General features: G+C 47.1%; 12 protein-coding genes and 1 pseudogene. 10 read left to right on the top strand and 3 right to left on the bottom strand.

What is annotated here, in order from left to right:
* Positions 1 to 286 precede the first annotated feature (286 nt).
* Positions 287 to 2,533 carry a phage head spike fiber domain-containing protein gene (locus FEM55_RS14980; RefSeq protein WP_171036559.1) on the top strand — a complete coding sequence of 749 codons (2,247 nt, stop codon included), beginning with the start codon at positions 287 to 289 and terminating at the stop codon, positions 2,531 to 2,533.
* Positions 2,534 to 2,817: 284 nt separating this feature from the next.
* On the opposite strand, the pseudogene FEM55_RS14975 reads toward FEM55_RS14980, so the two are convergent.
* Positions 2,818 to 3,144: pseudogene (locus tag FEM55_RS14975) on the bottom strand (Riean_0653 family protein); the annotation flags it as partial.
* A 379-nt stretch (positions 3,145 to 3,523) separates the two neighbouring features.
* On the opposite strand from FEM55_RS14975, the gene FEM55_RS14970 reads away from it, so the two are divergent.
* Both FEM55_RS14970 and FEM55_RS14965 read left to right on the top strand, forming a co-directional pair.
* On the top strand, positions 3,524 to 3,916 hold the full coding sequence (locus FEM55_RS14970) for a RidA family protein (RefSeq protein WP_138282160.1): 393 nt from the start codon (positions 3,524 to 3,526) through the stop codon (positions 3,914 to 3,916).
* An 81-nt stretch (positions 3,917 to 3,997) separates the two neighbouring features.
* Complete coding sequence (locus FEM55_RS14965) at positions 3,998 to 4,969, top strand: helix-turn-helix transcriptional regulator (RefSeq protein ID WP_138282159.1); 972 nt, start codon at positions 3,998 to 4,000, stop codon at positions 4,967 to 4,969.
* A 212-nt stretch (positions 4,970 to 5,181) separates the two neighbouring features.
* Here FEM55_RS14965 and FEM55_RS14960 read toward each other — a convergent pair whose 3' ends face one another.
* A complete protein-coding gene (locus FEM55_RS14960) occupies positions 5,182 to 6,312 on the bottom strand; it encodes an FAD-dependent oxidoreductase (RefSeq protein ID WP_138282158.1) in 1,131 nt (376 codons plus the stop codon).
* Positions 6,313 to 6,425: 113 nt separating this feature from the next.
* Here FEM55_RS14960 and FEM55_RS14955 point away from each other — a divergent pair, with 113 nt between their 5' ends.
* The 3 genes from FEM55_RS14955 (at position 6,426) to FEM55_RS14945 (ending at position 12,477) form a co-directional block, all read left to right on the top strand.
* A complete protein-coding gene (locus tag FEM55_RS14955) occupies positions 6,426 to 7,364 on the top strand; it encodes a helix-turn-helix transcriptional regulator (RefSeq protein WP_212748309.1) in 939 nt (312 codons plus the stop codon).
* Positions 7,365 to 7,773: 409 nt separating this feature from the next.
* Positions 7,774 to 10,980: a SusC/RagA family TonB-linked outer membrane protein gene (locus tag FEM55_RS14950; protein ID WP_229209275.1), complete on the top strand. Its 3,207-nt coding sequence runs from the start codon at positions 7,774 to 7,776 to the stop codon at positions 10,978 to 10,980.
* Positions 10,981 to 11,025: 45 nt separating this feature from the next.
* The gene (locus FEM55_RS14945; RefSeq protein WP_171036558.1) at positions 11,026 to 12,477 is read left to right on the top strand and encodes a RagB/SusD family nutrient uptake outer membrane protein; all 1,452 of its coding nucleotides are present in this window, start codon (positions 11,026 to 11,028) and stop codon (positions 12,475 to 12,477) included.
* A 235-nt stretch (positions 12,478 to 12,712) separates the two neighbouring features.
* Here the strand turns inward: FEM55_RS14945 and FEM55_RS14940 are convergent, their stop codons facing one another.
* Positions 12,713 to 13,885 carry a LacI family DNA-binding transcriptional regulator gene (locus FEM55_RS14940; RefSeq protein WP_138282156.1) on the bottom strand — a complete coding sequence of 391 codons (1,173 nt, stop codon included), beginning with the start codon at positions 13,883 to 13,885 and terminating at the stop codon, positions 12,713 to 12,715.
* Between the two features lie 332 nt (positions 13,886 to 14,217).
* Here FEM55_RS14940 and FEM55_RS14935 point away from each other — a divergent pair, with 332 nt between their 5' ends.
* The 4 genes from FEM55_RS14935 (at position 14,218) to FEM55_RS14920 (ending at position 23,225) form a co-directional block, all read left to right on the top strand.
* The gene (locus FEM55_RS14935) at positions 14,218 to 17,241 is read left to right on the top strand and encodes a SusC/RagA family TonB-linked outer membrane protein (RefSeq protein ID WP_138282155.1); all 3,024 of its coding nucleotides are present in this window, start codon (positions 14,218 to 14,220) and stop codon (positions 17,239 to 17,241) included.
* 21 nt (positions 17,242 to 17,262) lie between these two features.
* Positions 17,263 to 18,759 carry a RagB/SusD family nutrient uptake outer membrane protein gene (locus tag FEM55_RS14930; protein ID WP_138282154.1) on the top strand — a complete coding sequence of 499 codons (1,497 nt, stop codon included), beginning with the start codon at positions 17,263 to 17,265 and terminating at the stop codon, positions 18,757 to 18,759.
* A gap of 122 nt (positions 18,760 to 18,881) precedes the next feature.
* Entirely contained in the window at positions 18,882 to 21,467 is a 2,586-nt protein-coding gene (locus tag FEM55_RS14925; protein WP_229209274.1) for a glycoside hydrolase family protein, read from the top strand.
* Positions 21,468 to 21,518: 51 nt separating this feature from the next.
* Positions 21,519 to 23,225, top strand: a complete 1,707-nt coding sequence (locus tag FEM55_RS14920) for a sodium:solute symporter family protein (RefSeq protein WP_138282153.1) — start codon at positions 21,519 to 21,521, stop codon at positions 23,223 to 23,225.
* Positions 23,226 to 23,251 lie beyond the last annotated feature (26 nt).

The raw sequence follows: 23,251 nt of genomic DNA, 5'->3' as shown, positions 1-23,251 counted from the left end.
ACAATAAATTTTGCAGTAAATTTTCGAATTTGCTGTCAGGCTGTTTCCGTCTTTTCCGGTTCGGTACAACCTAAGTGATTACTGCACCAGACAGGATTATCTCCTTTCCTGCTTGCAGTAAACTCAAAAAATATTAAAAAAATCTTTTAACAGGACACGAGGTTAACCCGAAACGGAAACTTCTGTGTATCAGAAACTTTGTGCCTATTCAATAGATCTACAAGTCGATTTGCTGTTGTTCCGGCTAGCATGCATTATGCAAGTTCAATCATGTATTCAGAAAATTATGATTATTGAAGAAACATCTTCCCCACTAAGCGTATTTGACTTCAGAGTAATGCCGAAGTCTGCGAACACCAATCTTTCCGTCACCCGCAAAAGTGAAGCATCTTTTTTCGGACAGGATGGATACCTGCATTTCGCCCAGCCTGGACAGAACTGGCTTACTTACAGCGAAAATGCTACAAACAGCGCCTGGCTCAAGGTAGGAACCTCGGTCTCGATACCGGGCAGTATAACGGCCATTGATGGTTCAGAAACAGGCAATAAAATCATTGAGAGCAGTTCCTCAGGTGAACACCGTATTACCAGAGAGCTGAATGTCGCACGGAACGTACCCATAACGGTCAGTATTTACCTGAAAGCAGCTACCTGCAGCAGAGTACAGCTTAGCTTTTCAAACGGATCGTCTTTCAAAGGAGGCAACCCGGGTGTAAAATTCAACCTGTCCAACGGCACATTCATTTCTACAAGCTCAAATGTAACCAGTTATCAGGCAATCAATTGCGGAAATGGCTGGTGGAGGCTTAAACTCAGCGGCGTTCCGGACCTGGGCACACAATCCGGATTTCATCTATACATGCTCAATGACAGCAATAACACCAGCTATTCAGGCAGTACTTCCAAATTCCTGTATGCATGGGGTGCGCAGTTTGAACAAGGTACCAATTTATCTACATATACACCTACTACGGTAGCTCCTTACCTGGGGCTTAGATTTAATTATGACCTTGCCAGCTTGTCGCTGACAGGTGCTTTGATAGAACCTGCTACAACTAATTCAGTACGCTACTCCCAGGTATTTGACAACTCCTTCTGGCGGAAAGAGAATGCATCGGCAGTGCGTTCGGGCAGCCGCTCCCCGGATGGGAAAACCTATGCTTTCAAGATCAAAGAGAATTCTAACAGTTCTGTCCACTACATCGCCCCTGCGAGCAATTTGTCCACGAATACGGACAGCGTTTATACATTCAGTGCGTTTCTTAAATACTCTGAACGTAAATGGGCCTACTTCAACATCATCGGACACACGGTCCACTTTGATCTGGCAAACAGAGTAATAGGCAACCGGAGCGATGTCATCACTTCCGCATCTATTAAAAATGCCGGCAATGGATGGGTAAGATGTTCTGCCACTTTCAAAGCAAAATCCTCGGAAAGTTCTGTCAAAATAGGCACCGAGATTTCTAATGGCGCCACCTCTTACCGGGGCGATGGCAGCAGCGGTATACTGATCTGGGGCGCTCAGCTGGAAAAAGGAAGCCAGATGACTTCTTACATCCGCACCAACGGAAGCACAGTTACCCGCAGTGCGGATATTGTCACACTTGCCAAGCCTTCTTCCAGCTCGGAATGTGATATTTTAGTTCAGCGGAAAGATGGAAGGACCTGGGTTAATGATATCTCCGGAAGCTATCAGGTAGCCCCCTCAGGAACCGAAGTACAGTACGTCAACTTCTACGATAGCTCGGAAACAAGTACGGGCGATGGCGATGATCCTACTGCTGTCGAACAGCAACTGGATTATACCAGCATAGGCCCGACGGGAACGATGCTGGACATCCTTTCCAATTCCTACATGTCACAAACGCCAAGCAAATCCTGGTCACTGCAGAAGGCAACGAACACGAGAGCTCCAATCTATCGCATGCAGGTGAACGCCGGTGACAGGTGGTCGGGCGATGCAAACAACCAGAACAGAGAGCGTTCCGAATTTTATTCCAAAAACAACAACCTGCCCTTCAACAAGGATGTCTGGCTTTCTTTTTCCGTCAGGCTTGCGGAGGGTAGCTCGTTAAACCTTTCTTCCGGCGAATTTTGTTACCTTGGCCAGTTTCACGCCAGTGAAGATGACAGAGACATCAGTTCTGCGCCTGTTTTAGGCTTCAAACTGGAAGGTGACGACACCATATCCATCTGCACCTGTTCCACCACATCCAATCCACATACGGTAAGTCCGAAGGCGGTCGTCCGCGGAACTACCCGGTTCAATCGAGGTGTCTGGCAAAAGATCGTTGTACGCGTACGGTTTTCTCCTACAAACGGGCAACTTCAATGGTGGCAGAACGGCAAGCAGCTCCTGAATCTGTCCGGAATAGGAATCGGTTATCCGGATGCATCTGGTCCTTACTGGAAATTCGGCATTTACCGTTCACCGATGTCTTTTACAACAGCAGTAGAATACGCCAATATGGAGCTGGAACACGATTCATCGCTGTACTCCAGAGTTTCTAATCCATTATCGATTTTGTAGGAAAACGTTAATCTGAGAATTAAAATGCGTTTGACGTACAGAAGTGAAATTTGTTGCCGTTTTTGACTTTGCTTCATTCATGTTCTTGAAACGTAATTAGCTCAAATGGATTTCTGCCGCAGCATTATAAAGTTTGTTTCGAACGTTGGCTGAAATGATTCCTCAATCTCCGGTTTGAATTTGTTTCACTTACCATATTATGTGTGTTATGTAACTAACTATTATTTGGCGGGAAACCATTAGACGGTGCAAGCCTGTTTCGATTTGATATGTATGTTTAACAACTAAAACTTCATATCAAATCTTCCTTCCGTAATTTTCAGAATTGGATCACAGTCTTCGGAAACCGTCGATTTTATTAATGTAAATTCAAATGTTCCAGCAAGTATTCCCTTATCCATATCAAGCTTAGTAATTGTCAGGGTTCCCTTGCGTTTGTCTCTAATTTCATCATAATAACATCTTTTTATAACAGTCAAGGGAATGTTCTCGTCTTGAACCCTGATTGAATAAGCGCCTAAGGCCAGAGAGTCTTCATTATCAAAAGAGTATGTACCGGGTTTAGATAATTCTCCCAATGAAATATCGATATGTTCCACAGTTGCTACCTTCTCATTCCGGCTATTCCTAAACCAGTATTTTGCCTGGTAATGCTGGCAATCCTATCTTTGAAACAAAATACCAAGTATTCAGAGGTTGCGAAAGTACGTTAAGGATGATTTCATTTATTCGATCGAATTTTGCGGTTTATCGAATATCATAGATAAAAATCAAGAGACATCTTCTTGAATCAGGCTTTGAAGAAAACAAGTAATTAGTCATGCGAAGCGCTGACATGAGGTAAGGACGTTGTCATATATAGTGAATCAAAATTACAAGTCCGCATTTCAAAAAATCCCTTGAATTAATCGAAGGGGTATGACATACTGCTGTCACTTCACCAAAGGAGCTTTGTGGAAACAAAAACAAACCATGTTATCACAAGCAAAAATGGAAAAGAACACAATCGATCCCTGGGAATGGGGCAAGTACAGCAATTCAGTACAGGCAGTCGAAATCAAGCAACCGGCCGGAACACTTTATTGTTCCGGGCAAGTTGCCATAGCTGCCAATGGCCAGCCTGTTGCCGCTGATATGCTTACGCAGTTTGAGCTGACGATCCGGAACTTGGAGCATCTGATAAGCGAAGCTGGATACGAGCCTGGCGGTATTGTAAGATTAAATGTCTACACCACTTCCACACAAGAGTTTTTCACAAGCTGCGTGCAGACATATCAAAGCTGGATTGCAAAGCATGGCATCCAGCAAGCGACTACCTTGCTTGAAGTGAAGGGTTTGTTTGGCGGGCTTACCATCGAACTGGAAGCAACGGTGATAAAGTAGTTTATTTGTCTGAAAAGGATTGCAAAAGAGCCCGGCTCCGGGCTCTTTTGCATCGTTGTTTAATCAAAACTCAAATCCAAGATGGATTCAGAAGCGACCCGGCTGTCCCGACTTGTGGCCTTGCTTACACTACTACAAACAAAACGGAACGTAACCGCTACGGAGCTGGCAGTACGTTTTTCAGTGAGCACGCGTACCATTTACAGGGACATCAGGACCCTTGAAAGTGCAGGGATCCCGATCGTGACACAGGAAGGAAAAGGGTACGCAATGCTGGAAGGATACCGTCTGCCGCCTGTCATGTTCACACGTGAGGAAGCCATCGCATTGCTGACTGCTGAAAAACTGGCTTCAAGGCTCACCGATACAGCTACAGGCAAGCTGAGCGGCGCAGCCATGGACAAGGTTCGGGCAGCACTCAGGTATTCAGACCGCGACCATCTGGAAACCGTAGAACCTTACATCCATGTGATGGAGCCGCCGAGTGCATCCGAGCGGCCAGATACCTACCAGCAACTCGTTTCTGCTGTTACATCGCACCGTGTCGTACACATTCGTTATCAAGCCGCAGAATCAGGAGAAGCCACCATGCGCGAGATTGAGCCGATCGGCCTCTATCTAAGTGAGCACTGGCATGTAGTGGCATTTTGTCGCCTGCGGCAGGCATTCCGGAACTTTCGACTTGACCGTATCTGTAACTTGTCCGTATCCGGGGAATCGTTCCCTCCACGTCCGGAAACATTGCAGCAATACTGGGCCAACGAAGCCAAAAGCAGGAACCAGGAAAAGGTGGTGATCCATTTCAATTCTTCGAAGGTATCACCTGCCCGGGTTCAGCATCTTCATGATACCAAGCACAAATATGGATGGACGCATGAACAAACCCTGCCAGACGGAAGCCTGGAAATCTTGTTTTTAGTTGGATCACTTACTTATTTGTCCACCTGGTTGTTACCTTTTGCAGGCGCTGTTAAAATCATGGAGCCGGCTTCATTGACTGAACATCTATCCGGCCTTGCAAAGCAGGCATATGATTCATTTTATACCGGATAAATTGCAAGCCTCACGATCCATACCATTTTACCAAGGTCAAGCTGACCATCATCACTTATCCGAATTCATTTTGTCCGTATAACGCTATACAGTTGCCGCCGCGAAACATTGTCAAGCATAAGTCGGAGTCTTCATACAGACAGTCGTATAGCTGTGCACAAAATGCAATAGGACACGTTCAGAAATAACTTCCGTATTCTGGAACCAGCATGCTAAGATATGAATCGTTGAAACGTAAAGCCGGGTTGACGAATTTCCAGCTCGTTCTTGCTGGATGCGCTCTGCGCTTCTGACGCATAGGCAAACATCTTATGCTCATAATCTTCAATGGCAGCTTGTACGGATTGATAATTACCGCTGGTCAGATTATCTGCTAACAATAAAGCGTCCATCAAGCCGGTATTTACACCTTGGCCAGCAAAAGGCGGCATTAAATGCGCAGCATCGCCGATCAGCGTAATGGGTAAGGGCCGGTCTGCTTTCCAAGGATGATCAAAAGACAATTTTCGGGTTGGTAAACCAACAAAGAACGATGTGGCCTTGAATAATTCATGATAGCGCCGGTTCCAATCGGTAAATCTTTCGGAAAGGTAGGTGCGGATGCAAGCCGGACTTTCAAAATCAAGTCCATAGCCATTTGACCATTCTTCTGGTCTCCGGAATGTTATTCCGTAAGCCAACGCCCCGCCATTACTTGGGTTTGCTACCAGCAAGTTACCTTGATACGAACTCATCAATATATTGCCGCCACACAAGTGGTAAAAGGATGGGCATTTCCGTATCGGGTCATGCACTTCGCCCTGGATAATAAAGGTGCCGGTGTCTTCGACCTGTGCATCTGTCACGTAAGGTCTTACCCTGGACATCCCACCGTTTGCGCCGATTACCAGATCAGCGACATCATCTGGTTTTTCGTCGAAATACAGACGCCATCTTCCATTGTCCTGGGAAAGCCCTGTACATTTTCTGTCCCAAACCACAGTGTTGGCAGACAAGCTCTCCATTAGTAAAGACCGTAAATCATTTCTGCTGATTTCGGGTTGATCATACCGGTTTTCAGCGGCTGGCTTCTTAGAAAAAATCACATTACCGAGCTGATCGGCCAAGGTTCTTCCCATTGGTTTAGCCAGCGTAAAATAGCGGTCCAGTAAACCTGCTTTTTTCAAAGCGGCTTGCCCGGACTCTTTATGAAGGTCAAGGGTACCACCCCAGATTCTGGCCTGTGCATCTTTGTCCCGCTCGTAGACCTTTACATGAACTCCTTGCTGTTGTAATAAGCTGGCTAAGGTAAGACCTACGGGCCCAGCTCCAATGATGGCCACTTGTTTATTATGAAGGATCATGAGTTTGTGTTGTTTAACCTCAACGCAAACGTAATAAGTCCGTTATAGACTAAATAGCTATATTGGACGCAAAATCAGTCATAAAAGACATCATGGAGGAAAACAAACAATCAATGATACCTAAAGTGCTGATCGGGCTGGCTCATCAACTCGGGACAGAGGTGAAAAACGGGCGACTGGACATTCCGGAGCAATTCGGCAGTGGTTACTGCACCGGGTTCGTATTTAACGAGTTTATCCGGCTGATGATTTTCGATTACCAACTCCGGGAAGACATCGTCATCGACAATCCGGATGCAGCTATTGCGGAAAGAATGATCTTGTTTAAGTTTCAGCATGTCCTGACTAAATCAGTCCATGTACCACCGGATCAGCAAACCCCGTCCGTTTTGATTGTAACCAGTCGCCTGAACTCCAGCCTGGTTATTCCGATCCAACGCAGCCGGGCAATGATCAATATTGAAGTGGATGCCACATATCTGAAAGGACTCTTCCATTCATCTCAAAAATCACCGGTCTTGCAAGGCCTGCTGGAAAACACGCAGCCTTTGTTTTTTGAAGAAATGATCTTTCCTGCTTTGCAAACCATTGTTGATCAACTGGTAAGCGAAACGATTGATGACACATTCGCCTTGTTTTACCGGCGTGTAAAGTCCGAAGAACTGATTTGCCGATTGTTAATGGCCCTGGAAAAGCGGGATGAAAATCAGCTGTACGCATTGAATGGACAGGATATCCAGACCATTTACAGAATTAAGGGACAAATGCTGGAACACCTGGAAGTCCCGCCGGTGATCAGCGAATTAGCCAGAAGCGCCCGAATGAGTCCGACCAAGTTAAAAAGGTTGTTCAGACAAATATTTGGTAACAGCGTATTCAGCTACTATCAGGCGTTCCGCATCAATGAGGCGGCCCGTCTGTTGAAAGCAGAAGGGTTGTCAGTTTCGGAGGTAGGTTATCAACTCGGCTTTGCCAACCTGAGCCACTTTTCCAGAGTATTCGAAAAGCATATGGGTGTCAAGCCAAAGAAATTTTCAACTGCTCAAAGGTAATCATGCATCGCGACGCATGTATGTGTACAACGCAGCTTACAACAGTACACTTTAACGTAGTGCAAGATGGATTTACCTGATATAATCAGACTGTCAGACGATTAAGAATGTGGTTTTCACAAGGAACAGAAAGTACGTTTTGAGCACCGAATATTTCAACATCAAACTCTTATTCGCGCGTTGATCCGCAATTGTGCGTACTGCTCAATAAATGAGTCAATCCTGGACAGATCACGAAAGGAAGATCATCATTTACGCTGACATAATTCCTGCGGAAAAGGCAATTTCATACAATGTACTGAATTTGGCACCTTCTCAATTTCAGGGTAGGACCGCCAAACCTTAGTCGTAATCCTAGCCACATTTAACCAAATCACAGTGGCTCTGTTTTAATCCTAACCATTTTCTTATGAAAGAAAGATTATTTACCCGACGGCTTTTTCCTTTTTATAAGCTTTTCGGAATGGTACAGTTTATATCGGCCACATTCTTATACGGGGTTACATTTGACAGCCGCTTGCAGGCAGGCATAATATCAAAAATTGATCGAAATATTTCAGGAACTGTAAAAGATGACAAAGGAGAAGTACTCCCAGGCGTAAGCGTGGTGGTCAAAGGATCACAGAGCGGGACATCCACGAATGTGGACGGATCGTACCAACTAAGCATTCCGGATGGCGCAAACACCTTGATTTTCAGTTTTGTGGGCTATATTCCCCAGGAAATAGCAGTGACTGACCAGACTGTACTGGACGTTACTCTTCAAACTGATACAAAATCCCTGGAAGAGGTGGTTGTGGTGGGTTACGGCACGCAAAAAAGAGCGGATGTTACGGCAGCTATCTCTTCGGTTCCCATGAGTGAGGTCAAAGACATGCCGGTATCCAACGTTGCGACAGCACTCCAGGGTAAAATTCCAGGAGTAGTTATTCAGCAAAACAGTGGAACGCCCGGCAGTACGCCAGCAATCAAAGTACGTGGTTTTGGATCGATTAGTGCCGGAAATGCCCCATTGATCGTTGTAGATGGCAACATCGTCAATGCCAGTATTTTCAGTAATCTGAGCACCAATGATATCGAGAGCATTGATGTGTTGAAAGATGCATCTTCCACAGCCATTTATGGTTCAAAGGGTTCCAACGGTGTGATACTGGTTACAACCAAAAGGGGGAAAAGCGGAAAGCCAAGCGTAAATCTGGATGTTTTTACCGGTTTTCAGCAGGTAAGCAAAAAAATCGACCTGATCAATTCGCAGCAGTTTGCAGAGTTTGGTAAAGATGCTTCCAATAATGCTTATCTGGGTAACATTCCAGGTGCTAACATCACGGACCCGAACAGCGCCAGACCTACGGATTACTTGCGCTACCGCTACCCGAGAGGCGAGGTATTTGACTGGCTGGATTTTGATGATCCTGCCAAGGTTGCTGCCCTCCCCTATACCGATTATCAGGATAAGATTTTCAGGACGGCTAAAATGAACAGCTACCAGCTCTCTGCTTCCGGCGGAAGCGAAAAGGCGCGGTACAGCATCAGCGGCGGCTACCTGCAGCAGGACGGGATCATTCGCCGGTCTTCCCTGGACCGTTATACGTTACGCGCCAATGTGGAAGTTGATGTTTTGCCGATCCTTAAAATCGGATTGAACCTGAACCCTACTTACAGAATCCAGCAGGAAGTAAGAGATGCGGGCCACTGGGCGGACAACGCAGTGATTAATTCTGCTTTGTCGGTGATGCCTATGATACCGATCTATGCCGCAGATGGCTCCTACACGTCACAAGCGGCTTTTGCAGCGCCCTACAATTACCCGGGCATCACCAATCCGGTTGCCAATATCACCGAGTACAACAGCCAGTATTTAACGACCAATTTACTGGGCAACACGTATGCCGAGCTCAAAATCCTTAAAGACCTCAATTACCGTGTGTCAGGAAACATCAATTTCACTGGCAACCGGCGGAATGCATACCGTACTTCCAGGATGCCGCTCAACCAGATCCTGCCCCCTACGGTATCCACCGGAACAGCCTACTCCGATCAAAGTCTGAGCTGGCTTTTCAACCAAACGCTGAATTACAGCAAATCGCTGAACGATATCCATAATTTCGACATTCTGATCGGGATGGAATCCACCAAATTCCAATTTCAGGATAGCCAGGGAACCGGCAGCTCCTACCCCAACGACGTCGTGGAAACCCTGAACGGAAGTGCCAGTGGCACGACGACAACCGCTGTTTCTTCCAAACTGGAAAATGCCTCGGCCTCCTATTTTGCAAGGGCGAATTACAATTACAGGGGAAAATACCTGATTAATGTTTCTGTCCGCCGTGACGGTTCTTCCATCTTTGGGGCGGATAACCGCTGGGGAACATTTCCTGCAGGATCGCTGGGCTGGCGCATCAGTGAGGAGGGATTTATGAAAAGCATGGCAGCTGTAACCGAGGCCAAGTTGCGGGTAAGCTATGGCTTGGCCGGAAACAATGCGTTCACTAATAATTACCCTTATGTTGCTACGCTCAGATCGGATAATTACAGCTTTAACAACAATCTGGTAAATGGGCTGGCACCATCGTCTCTTGCCAACCCGCAACTTGGCTGGGAACGCAGCCAGCAGCTGGATGCCGGCATTGACCTGGGACTTTTCAGCAATCGTGTTTTCCTTATTGTTGATTATTACCAGCGTACGACCAAAGACCTGCTGCTTTCTGTGAATGTGCCAACCGTGACGGGTTTTAGCACCGCAGTAAAGAATATTGGTAAAATGCAGAATAAAGGATGGGAATTTGCAGTAACTACCCGGAACCTGACCAAAGCCCTGACCTGGAACACCAACCTGAACCTGTCTTTTAACCGCAACAAAGTTGTTGCACTGGGGCCAACCGGCGATCCGATCCGCAGTGGGAGCGGAATCGGCGAAACAAACATTACACAGATCGGCTCACCAATCGGCAGCTTTTACGGGTACAGACAACTGGGTGTTTTCAAAGATCAGGCCGACCTGGACAGCTATCCGCATGATCCTACCTCCAAGCCCGGAGACGTAAAATACGAAGATGTAAATGGTGACAATAAAATAGATGCCAATGACCGTACGATCATTGGGAACAACCAGCCGGACTTTATTTACGGAATGACAAATACATTGAGCTACAAAGGCTTTGACCTGAGTATTGCCATACAGGGATCCCAGGGAGGAGAAATCCTGAACCTGAGCCGGCGGTTTTTTGAAAACCTGGAAGGAAATGCCAATCAGCTGACCACGGTTCTGAACAGGTGGCGCTCACCGGCAGATCCGGGTGACGGTGTAACGCCCCGCGCCAATGCCCGTACAACCGGCAACAACAATGCTGTTTCAACTCGCTGGGTAGAAGACGGTTCTTACCTGCGAATCCAGAATGTCAGTCTGGGCTATCAGCTCCCGGCATCTTTGATCAATAAAGCCAGATTGTCACAGGTAAGGATCTACGCGTCGGCACAGAACCTGTTTACTTTTACCAAATACCTCAATTTCAATCCGGAGGTAAGCAATTATGAGGGCCCGCTCACCGGTGGGGTCGATTATGGTGTATATCCATTGGCCAAGACTTTTACAATCGGGATCAACATTGGCCTGTAAACAAAGCCCGGGCAACTATTTACAATTTTAAAGATAAATACCGCAATGAAAATCATTAAGCCATATACAGTTCTCTTAATTACTGTTTTACTTAGTTCCTGTAGCGAGGAGTTTCTGGATTTAAAACCGATTTCAACAGCAACCAGTGACATTTTTTATAAAACTGCTGATGATTTCAAAAATGCATTGAACGGAGGCTATGCAGGTCTGCAGGCAGGCGGACTGGCAGGAAACAGTTACGTTTTTGGAGAAATCGCCTCGGATAATACCGTTGCCGTTGCTTCCGGATCGGTTACGGATCAGGATGAATTTGACCGTTTTTATATTAAAACGACCAATCCGTTTATTGCCGGCCGCTGGAATGACGCTTACAATGTAATTGCACGCTACAATACCATTCTGGACAAAATCGGCGGAGTGACAATGGACGAAGCCCTCAAAACCAGATACATTGCCGAGACCAAATTCCTGCGGGCAGTAGTTTACTTTACGTTGGTACAAACTTTCGGGGATGTTCCGCTGATCCTCAAACCCGTGTCGACACCCGATGAAGGCTATTCTTTCGGACGCACTCCCAAAGCAGAGGTTTATGCACAGATTGAAAAAGACCTTACCGATGCTGAAAATGTCCTGCCGGTTACCTATGCTGCCGCTGACATTGGAAGAGCTACAAAAGGCGCCGCAAAAGCATACCTGGGCAAAGTATATTTAACTCAAAAGAAATATGCTGATGCTGCCGCCAAGCTTAAAGAAGTTGTTGACCTGGGTGTTTATGAATTGCTGCCCTCCTATGCAGATGTTTTCAAGGTTGCCAATAAAAACAACAAAGAATCCGTATTTGATATCCAGTATAAATCAGGCGGTGCCGGGGAGGGAAATGCATGGCCCAATTCCTTTGCGCCTCAGAATTCCGGCAATGCGGTGATCGCCTTTGGAGGTGACGGCAATAACCAGCCTACCAACGACATCATCAATGCGTATGAAGCCGGTGATCTGCGTAAAGAGGCCTCTGTTGCTACTTCTTATACCAACGCCGCGGGACAGGTTATTCCCGATAAGTTTATCAAAAAGTATTACGACGTTCCGGTTGCAAAAAATGACAATGGCAATAACATTCCGCTGATCCGTTATGCAGATGTTCTATTAATGTACGCCGAGGCTTTGAACGAAGTAGGTTATCAGGCTAACGCAGATGCATTCACGTACCTGAACATGGTCCGTACAAGAGCCGGCCTGGCAAAGAAAACGGCAGCAGATTTACCCACGCAGCAGGCTTTCCGCCTGGCGATCGAACAGGAAAGGCGCGTTGAACTGGCATTTGAAGGCCACCGCTGGTTCGACCTGGTTCGTACTGGCCGGGCAATCCCCGTATTAAACAGCAAAAAAGAGGAGATCAGGCTGGTTTCCGATCTGACAGAAAACAACCTCGTTTTTCCTGTTCCTCAAAGCCAGATTGATATCAACAAAGATAAGATTAAACAAAATCCCGGATATTAGTAGCAGATACCCAACCGGAATGGTGTAAGAAAATACAATACCTTTCCGGTTGGGTAAACCACGTGATTAAACAGGCATGCAGCATTTCTCTGACTATAATTTTCACAAAATATACCATGCTGGCTACTCACCTGCCTAAATTTGGTTCAATCCTATCTGTCTCCTTTTTACATCAACCGAGTTGCCGAATATCAGATATCAGCAAGTAAAATGCATGATGCTTTCGAACACTGATTCAAATGTCGCGTATCCGATTGGATGATCCCCGAACGACTAATTCAGTTTTAAGTATTTTCTGAGTTGGCATTGCAATCTCTGTTTCCGAATCCACCATTTGTAAAATCCATTCCGCAGTGGTTGTTCCCATTTCCAGGGTAGGCTGGCGGACTGTCGTTAGGCCAGGTCCGATATAAGCTGATTCCGGATTATCGCTAAACCCTACTACACCAAGCTCTTCGGGAATTCTGATGCCTTTTTCCATGGCCAATAACATGATTTCTATAGCCGCAGAATCATTGACGGCAAAGATTGCATCCGGCCGGTTTTCAAGTTCCAGTAAATATTTTCCGTAAATCCGGGCTTTCTGCTGAGAGAACATCCCTTGGATGATCATATTTTCCTCGATGCTCTTGCCATGCTTTTCCATTGCGGCCCTGTAGCCGCGCAAGCGTTCCCGGCTGACAAGCAACGTGAGCGGCCCTCCCAGATGAGCAATGCGTTCATAACCATTCAAAATCAAGTGTTCGACCGCCGAAAACGATGCGTCAAAATCATTGACTACTACTTTGGGAACTTCTACATGATCGCAAACCCGGTTAAAAAGAATCAGCGGGATCCCTCTTTTTTCAAAGACTTTCAGATGATCGAAATTATTGGTTTCCTGCGTCAGGGATATAAGCAAGCCATCAATCCGGTTTGCCAGCATGGCCTTCGTATTCGACACTTCTACCGGGTAGGATTCATTGGACTGCATAATGGTGAGATTGTAACCCGCCTCTGTCAGCACATGATGCGCTCCGATGATCACATTCGGAAAAAATGGATTATGAAACTCGGGCACGATCATTCCGATGGTGTTCGTCCTGCTTTTTACCAGATTATATGCCAGCTGATTGGGCTGGTAATCCATTTGAGAGGCCATGTTCAGTACAGCCTGCCGCGTTTCCGGACTAATATCTGCATGCCCGTGCAAAGCTCTGGAAACCGTTGAGTTTGATACGCCGATGGAACGGGCGATGTCAATAATCGTCGTTTGGTGCCGCCTTGCCTTTTTCCCGGGAACCGGACTTTCCGGATTGGCGAGTGTGAAAAAATAGTTACAATCCTTGCAAACATACCGCTGTTTATTGCGGACGTACCCGGCTTTCATGATCGATCCTACCTCGGAACATTTTGGACAGCTTATCATTGTACTTTTTTAATATTTATTACCTATTTTCAAAAACAGGATTACAAAACTAGCGATAATCAGGATAAAAATATTTTCATATTTAAAATAATCATAACCATATATCGGTAACGTATTCGCAAACGTTACCGATACTTTTTGTTTTAATTCTACACTTAATTGGCTTTATTCACCCTTGATAGCTTATCCCGGTACCTGTATCTTCAACATAGTTATCTGTTAAAGCAGCTAACCAGCCCATTTTTCAACTTTGGTTACTATTTGAAATCTAGGGCAAACATTAGAAAATATTGGTACTATTTCAATAACAAATCCTTTTACCCTTACTATTTATGCAAAAAAAAATACTCGGTTTATTTCTACTGATGTTCCTGCAGTGGAACTTGATAAATAAAGGTCTGGCGCAGAACAGCACGGTTACGGGCAAAGTTACAGACGAAAAAGGCGAAGGGATTCCCGGCGCAAGTGTTGCCGTGAAAGGAACCCAGCAAGGGACGCTTACGAATGTTGAAGGTGTTTATACACTGGAGGTTTCACCTTCCGCTACGCTGGTCATTTCGTTTGTAGGGTATTTACGCGAAGAAACCGGCATCAACAATCGCTCTGAGGTAAATGTTACATTGAAAGCAGATACCAAAGCGCTGGAAGAAGTGGTGGTGGTAGGTTACGGCACACAGCGGAAAATTGAGACGACCGGATCCATTGCTTCTGTAAAGTCAGATGAACTTACCCAGTTACCGATCACGAATGTGGCGCAGGGATTGCAATCGCGCGTTTCGGGTGTGCAGATCAGCCAGAACTCCGGCTCGCCGGGCGGTAACATCAGTGTCAGAATCCGGGGCACGAACTCCATCAACGGAAATGCGGAGCCTCTGTATGTAATCGATGGAATCCAGATCTCAAACAGCGGCGGAATCAATGACGTAAGCCCTCTTTCAACCATTAACCCCAATGATATTGAATCGGTAGAAGTATTGAAGGATGCCTCTGCTTCTGCCATTTACGGGGCACGGGCCGCCAATGGCGTGATCCTGATCACGACCAAACGCGGAAAGGCAGGCAAGACGAACGTGTCGCTGGAAAGCTATTACGGCGTGCAGCAGGTTACCAAAAAGCTGGACGTCCTGAATGCCGCCGAATTTGCCCAGCTTGAAAATGAAACCTTCAAAAACAACGCGTATCCGGATCCGGCCAGCCTTGGAGAAGGTGTGGACTGGCAGGACCTGATTTTCCAGAAAGCGCCGATCCAGAATCATCAGCTTACGATCAGCGGTGGTTCTGATAAAACGCAGCTTTCGCTCTCCGCCAATTACTTTGACCAGGATGGCGTGATCATTAATTCGGACTTCAAACGTTTTACATACCGCCTCAATATTGACCATACTATCAGCAAGCGGCTCCGGGTAGGCACGAGTGTAATGGGCAGCTTTTCCAATAACAACGGAATAGAAGCCGCAAGTACCACGATAGGCGATGCCGCAGTTGTTACCGGCAGTGTGCTGGGTGCGGCGATTGGCGCTCCGCCGACTTTGCAGCCTTATAAAGAAGACGGCTCCATTTTCCCGTTTGCAGAACAGGGCAACGGCCAGTACCGCGAGGTCATTAACCCGCTGAACTACACCTCCATCATGCGAAAACGGAATATCAAACGGGCGCTGATCAACCTTTACGGAGATTATACGATCCTGCCCGGCCTCACTTACCGTGCTTCCTTTAACGCAGACGTGGATTCCAGACTTTACGATACGTATCTGCCGATTTCGATCATTGCACTGAAAGACCGCAACGATAATTCGGGAACTGCCGCAAAATTCAATTCCAATTTCCTTGGCCTGCTGCATGAGAGTGTGCTTTCATACAGTACCAGAATTGCTGCCAATCATAGCTTGAAATTCACAGGTCTGTTCGCAACGCAGACGGAGAAATACAACAGCAATCAGATCAATGCAACGGGCTTCCCAAATGATGCGACCAGAAACGAAGCACTCCAGTTGGCATTGAACCGTACTATTTCGAGCAGCCGGAACATGCAGCGGCTTGACTCGTACATGGGCAGGATCAACTATGGTTTTAAAGACCGTTATTTTATTGATGTTACTGCCCGCGTCGATGGTTCGAGCAAGTTTGGGGCAAACCACAAGTATGGATTTTTTCCGGCCGTTTCGGCAGCATGGCGCATCATTGAAGAACCGTTTATGAAAGATGTATCGTGGCTGTCGGATATGAAAGTGCGTGGAAGTTACGGAATTACCGGAAATGCCGGCGGCATTGATCCTTATCAGTCTCTGGCAACGGTGGAATCGGGCGGCGGTTACAACATCAACCATACGTATTTCACAGCCATCCGTCCTTCGGGCATTTCAAACCCGGACCTTCGCTGGGAAAAGTCAACGCAGACCAACATCGGTATCGATGCCAGCTTGCTCAGTAACCGATTCTCATTGATTGTTGATTATTACATCAAAAAAACCGAAGATCTTCTGTATATCAAGACGCTGCCGCTTTCATCGGGTTACAGCAGCATAACCGGAAATTATGGTTCTCTTGAAAATAAAGGACTTGAAATCGCGGTCAATGCAAACCTGCTAAACGGCCCTTTGAAATGGAGCATCAATGGCAACCTTACGCTGAACCGCAACAAAGTACTTGATCTGGACGGAGGCACCACCAACGAAAGATTCATCACCAATTATACCATCCTTAAAGTCGGTGAGCCGCTTGGCGTTTTCAAAACGTATGTTTTCGACGGCATCAACCAGACCGGCGAAACGATTGTGCCGGGCTATGACGGAAGACTGGGCGGACACAAGGTTAAAGATATCAACAGCGATGGCGTCATCAACTCGGCTGATCAGGTGATTACCGGAAATCCCAATCCAAAGTTTATTTACGGTTTTTCTACCAATGTCACTTTTAAAAATTTTGACCTGAGCGCGTTTTTCTCGGGAACACAGGGCAACGACATTTACAACATCAGCAGGCTTTCGTTTGAAAATCCGCTGGGCCAGCGCAATCTGTTGCAAGGTGTTGAAAACCGCTGGACTCCGGAAAACCCGAGCAACCAATACGTAAGTCCTGCCGTTGCAGGCCGCCTTCCGATTTCGTCCTACGCGGTTGAAGACGGCTCCTATCTGCGCTTCAAGAACCTGATGCTCGGCTACACGCTTCCAACGATCAAAGGAATAAGCAGGCTGCGAATTTATGTAAGCGGCAATAACCTGTTTACGTTTACGAAATACTCCGGTTTTGATCCTGAGGTCAATACATATGCCGGTTCCAACACGACAATCGGCATTGACAACCTGGTTTATCCGCAGTCGAAATCATTTCTGGGAGGCATTCAGCTGACTTTCTAAATGCCCTAAACAATTTGAAACATGAAACTTCTGAAAAATACATTCAAGAAAATAATTCCGCTTGCGGCATTAACACTGGGACTGGGTTCCTGTCAGCTTGATGAAGAAATTTATTCTTCCATCTTTGTTGAATCTTTCTATAAAACAGCTTCGGATGCTGAAAAAGGCCTGCTGGCCGTATACGATGCGTTGGGCGGATTATACGGCGGTCCGGCAGCAACCATGGTGCCCGATTACAGCGCGGATCAGGTTTATCCGAGAGGTGTTGTAGGCCGCAATTCATTGACATTGTTTACAGTAGAGCCGACTTATACCGTTCAGAAAAGTGCCGGCCGGACAAACGAGTCGCCTCAGCAGCTCTGGATTTCCTCGTACAGCGGCATTGAAAAGGCCAACTGGATTATTGCCAAAGTTCCGGATGCGGCCATGGATGAAACGCGCAAGAAGCAGATCATCGGAGAAGCTTATTTTCTGAGGGCATTTTACCTGTGGACACTGGCAAAAAACTTTGGAGACGTGGTGATTAAAACCGAACCGAGTGTAACGGAAGCGAAAGCCTACTTCCCGAAAAGTCCGAAAGCGGATGTTTACAGGCAGATTTACAGCGATCTGGATGCAGCTTCACAGGCAGGATTGCCTTCCTATCCGGCCAATGAAAAAGGACGCCCGTCGAAAGAAGCCGTGGATGCGCTTTATGCCAAAGCCGCACTTTACAATGAAGACTGGGCCAAGGCACTGGAAAAAGCACAGGGCGTGATGGCATCCGGGAAGTATGCGCTCATGCCCAATGTGATGGATGTATACAGTTACCTGAAAGAAGATGAGGCACGCTTGGAAAATATCTGGGCCTTCGAGGCAGATCCCATTACGCCCGGCAACAGTCACCAGCTCGTGGGACTGACCGGCCCGGTTGGAAGCGCCGGCGTGGAATATGCCAAAACCTCGTACGGCTCCATGTTTGCGTTCATGTCATTTTTCAATTCCTTTGATCCCAAAGACAAGCGCAGACAATTGCTGGATACCACATTTCTTGACAAAGCGGGTAAATGGGTTCCGCAGAAAAGCATTACGCCCATTACAACGGACGCTGTTTTGATCAAAAAATACCAGGACCCGGTATCCAGCACCGGTTTGATCCCGAACATTCCTATTTTCCGGATGGCCGATATGTACCTCATTGCAGCAGAAGCGGAAGCACGTTTGAACGGTGCGTCTGCAAAAGCTTACGAGTACATCAATATCGTTCGCACAAGGGCAGGCCTTCCGGAGCTAACCAAAGGGCTGGGCAAAGATGCATTTCTGGATGCGGTGATCCAGGAACGTTCGTGGGAATTTTTTGCAGAAGGCGACCGCTGGTATGACCTCACCAGGACAAACAAATACCTTACCGTGATTCCCAAAGCCGTAAACTCGGTTTATCCCAGCCGTCCGGTTCAGGCCAAACACAAGTATTTTCCCATTCCGCAGGACGAGATCAATGCCAATCCGCAACTGGAACAAAATCCCGACTGGAAGTAGCCAGAACAAAAGCTGAAACTTAAAAGGTAGCCGTTGAAGTCGCTTCATGTATTTATCTTTTACACCGGTGAAGCGGGCAAACTGAATACGTATGTTACGGATGGAATTAAAGATCTGATTTTATGAAATGTTTTCTTACCCTGTTACTAAGCATTATTTTTCTGTCGAACGTTGCCGCACAGCGCCGCCCGTCCGCCCGCCTGATGAATGATCACATTCATGTAAGCTGGGCAAGCGCCAATAAACTGGATTGGAACGTGGATCAGCTTCAGGTAAAAAAAGACGGAAAGTGGATCAACGTGGCGGCTCCCTCCGGAGCCTATACGTTGCTTTTTAGCCAGACGAAACCTTCATCTGAACCCAGGGAAACCTTTGAAAAAAGTACGGGCGGCAAGTTTCCCGAAGATAATTATCACTATCAGGAGGCGCAATGGAAGGAAAGCACTAACGAAGTTTCCCTGAATACGGCCGGTACCGCATTTCATTTTTTTCCCTCGGCGGTTTTGATCAAAAAGAATGAGCTGGAATTCAAAAAGGAAACCGAGGCAGCAACGGTAATCGCCAACTGGAAACTGGATCCGAAATTCCCGACTGATATTCAGGTTACATTGACTTTAATCCCGAAAAAGAAAGGTTTTTTTTCACTGGCTACTCCTACCCTTGCCGCTGTCTCTCCTGAAAACATGGCCTGGGCTTCGGTTCCGGGCTATTTTCAGGGAAATTTTATGCAGGAAAATTTTGCACTGGCTTATGCGTACGGCCACGGCATTCCAAGTCGGCCGGTGATTTACAGAGAACGCTGCGCTTCTACACTGAGTCCGTTGATAAGTACGAAAACCGGTATTACGGTTTCGGTGATTCCTGAACCGGGGTTGGCGCGCGATCCGTGGGAATCGGATAAAATCACGCAGACGGACTGGCACCTGGGCTTGTCGCACATGAACCGGAAAGCGGAGCTTTCGCCTACGCTGTATTATCCGGTTTTGGGAGAAGAAAACTCGGAAAGGAACATCGGGGATAAAATCAGTTATTCGTTCCGTTACAGCCTTATTGCAGGCGACTGGTTTGCAGCAATCAAGCATGCGGCCTATGACATTTACAAGTTTAACGAAACACTTGCGCTGCGCCAGAGCAAGCAGTCATTGACGGACCGCATCGAAAAAATGCATCATTATCTGACCGATCCTAAAACTTCACTCTGGAACATGGAGGAGTTCAAGGGCAAGCAGATCGGCGCACAATCTTACCTCGGCGGCGTAGTGGGATCCAATAAGGATGCAATGAAAAATTCGGATTACGGCGCCATGTGGATGCTTGCAAACGCTACAAATGATCCTGAACTGACCCAAAAAGTGCTTCCGCCGGCAGAAAACTTCAAGCTTGTTCAGCAGCAGACTGAAAACGGCTTTTTTAAAGGAGCTGTGGAAGGACAGTATTATCTGGCAAAAAGCAAAAAGTTTGTTGAAGAATGGGGCGAGCTCGTCGAGCCGATCGCATTGACTTACTATGTGATGCTCGACATCGGCAACATGCTCTTGTTTGATCCGGCCAACATGGAATTGAAAGAACGCCTGAAACTCGGGGCTGAAAAATTGCTGAGCTGGCAAAATGCGGATGGAAGCTGGGCAGTGGCTTACGACCGCAAAACCGAGCAGGAACTATTCAGGGATATCAAAGATGTGCGTCCGACTTTTTACGGCATGATCGTCGCCTACCGGATGCTGAAAGACGAAAAATACCTGAAAGCTGCTCAGAAAGGAGCTGACTGGATGATTAAAAATGCCGTCGAAACCGGCGCTTTCCTTGGAGTTTGCGGCGATGCCCGTTATGCTCCGGACTTTGCTACGGGACAATCGGCTCAGGCGTTTCTGGATCTTTATGATTTAACAAAAGACAAAAAATACCAGGATGCAGCTATCACCTGTGCGAAAATCTACACGGCTTCCATCTACACGCATCCGATTGCAGATACGAAAGTCAAAAATGTGAATGGCACCGAAAGGCAGGACTGGGAAATCAGCCAGACGGGGCTCAGCTTCGAACACGGCGGCATTTTCGGCTCGGCCACGCGTCACGGGCCTATTCAGCTGGCGAGCCATGCGGGCATGTTCATCCGGATGTTTCAGCTAACGGGCGAGCCTGTGTTCGCCGATATGGCCCGTTCTGCCGCCATTGGCAGAGATGCATTTGTAGACAGCAAGACAAGCGTGGCTTCCTATTACTGGAACGCGATGAACAAAGGCGCCGGCCCTTATCCGCATCACGCCTGGTGGCAGGTCGGCTGGATCACAGATTATTTACTGGCCGAAGCCGAATTCAGATCCAATGGCAAAGTAACATTCCCGAGAGGATTTGTAACGCCAAAAGTCGGCCCGCACCAGACCTACGGATTTGCAGACGGAACCATTTACGGCCAAAAAGCAAAGCTGGTGATCAAGGAAGGTTTTGCATCGGGAAACCCGCCTGTAACAGACATGATCCTGGCAGAAAGTGCAGGCAGCAAAGAGGCTTTTGTAACAATCCTGAACAACCGGGTTCAGCCAACAGAAGGCAAAATCACCTTTGATCCCGAAAAATGGGCAGCAGGAAAAAAGATCAAATCCATCATCCATACAGAAACCGGCAAATCGCTTGCAAATGCTAATCAGCCGGTTTCTTTTCATTTGAAAGGATTTGGAATAGAAACCTACAAAATCATTTTCAACTGAAACGCAAAACAATCCAAAGCCAACAGCCAACAGCTAACAGCCTAACCCCGTATGAATACTACTGTTGATACCATTGTAATTGTTGTTTTTTCCGCTTTTGTACTGGCCATCGGGCTGCTTTTTGCCCGTACCGGACGAAACCTTAAGTCGTTTTTCGCAGGCGGCGAGGCCGTTCCGTGGTTTATCGGCGGGTTGTCTTTATTTATGAGTTTCTTTTCGGCCGGCACATTTGTGGCGTGGGGTTCCATTGCCTATAAGCATGGCTGGGTAGCCATTACGATTCAATGGACTATGTGCATCGGTGCGCTCGTCACGGGTCTGTATCTGGCTCCGCGCTGGAAGCGGACCGGCGCGCTTACCGCCGCCGAGTTCATTCGTGAAAGGCTGGGTTTGCCCGTTCAGAAAACGTACATTTTCATTTTTACGCTCGTTTCGGTTTTTATAAAAGGCTCGGTGCTTTATCCGGTTGCAAGATTGGTCAGCGCCTCGCTGGATTTGCCGCTTGTGCCCTGCACCATCGGATTGGGTTTGTTTATGATCGCCTACACGGCAGTTGGCGGACTTTGGGCTGTAATGGTCACAGACATACTGCAATTTGTGGTGCTGTGCGCAGCCGTTTTCATTTTATTACCGCTGTCATTCGACCGGGTTGGCGGCTGGAAAGGCTTCACGCAGAATGTTCCGGACGACTTTTTCAATCTGCTCAATGGGGAGTACACCTTTGGATTTGTGCTGGCTTTTATCATTTATCACATTTGTTACATTGGCGGAAACTGGACCATGGTGCAGCGTTACACCAGTGTCGACAGCGAAAAATCGGCAAAAAAAGTCGCTTACCTGTTTGCAGGATTGTATCTGATCAGTCCGGTGATCTGGATGTTTCCGCCGATGATCTATAAAGCCATCAATCCTGCACTGACCGGCCTTGATACGGAGAATGCTTACCTGATGATCTGCAAACTGGTGCTTCCTCCGGGTTTACTGGGCCTGATGCTGACAGGCATGTATTTTTCCACTTCTGCCAGTGCCAACACGGCGCTGAATGTTGTTTCGGCTGTTTTCACCAATGACATTTACAAAGGCATGATCAATCCGGCGGCTTCCGACAAGCAGTTGATTACAGTTGCGCGCACGTCATCCTGGTTTTTCGGCTTGGGAATGATCGGCATTGCATTAATGGTGCCGGCAGCAGGCGGGATTGTGGAAGTGGTGCTCAGCATTTCTGCCATTTCCGGCGGACCGTTGCTGGCTCCGCCACTCTGGGCATTGTTTTCCAAAAGGCTGAACAGTAAAGTAACGCTTTGGGTAACCTGCACCGGACTTGCCGTAAATCTGTTTTTTAAGGTATTAGCCCCGCTTTTGCTCGACTTCAAACTGTCCCGGGGAATGGAAACCATTGTGGGCGTTGGCCTTCCATTGCTGCTGCTGCTGGCTTATGAACTGTGGGCACGCTCCAAAGGAACTATTGCCGAGGAATATCAAGCTTATCTGATTTCCCGTGAACAAAAAAGAATAGATAATCTGATCGAAGCAAGCGTGGAAGAAGCAACAGAAATACGACGACAAAACCGTTTCGGGTTACGCGTGATTGCTGCTGCACTGCTGTTCACAGCCGTAATGCTTTATATCCTGAGCACTTTCGCAACTTCCGGTGCCATGGTAACGGCCATGATCGCGACCGTTGTCCTGATCGCAACCCTTATTCCCTATCATGCTTCCCGGAAGATCAAAGTAGAACCGGAAGTGATCAACGCCTGACAATTTTTCATTTGAGCCAAACATAC

Origin of the sequence: Dyadobacter sediminis (assembly GCF_005860765.1) — a bacterium.
GTDB classification, from domain to species: domain Bacteria; phylum Bacteroidota; class Bacteroidia; order Cytophagales; family Spirosomataceae; genus Dyadobacter; species Dyadobacter sediminis.
The sequence above is the reverse complement of the archived record's forward strand: the minus strand, read 5'-3'. Positions and strand labels throughout refer to the sequence as shown.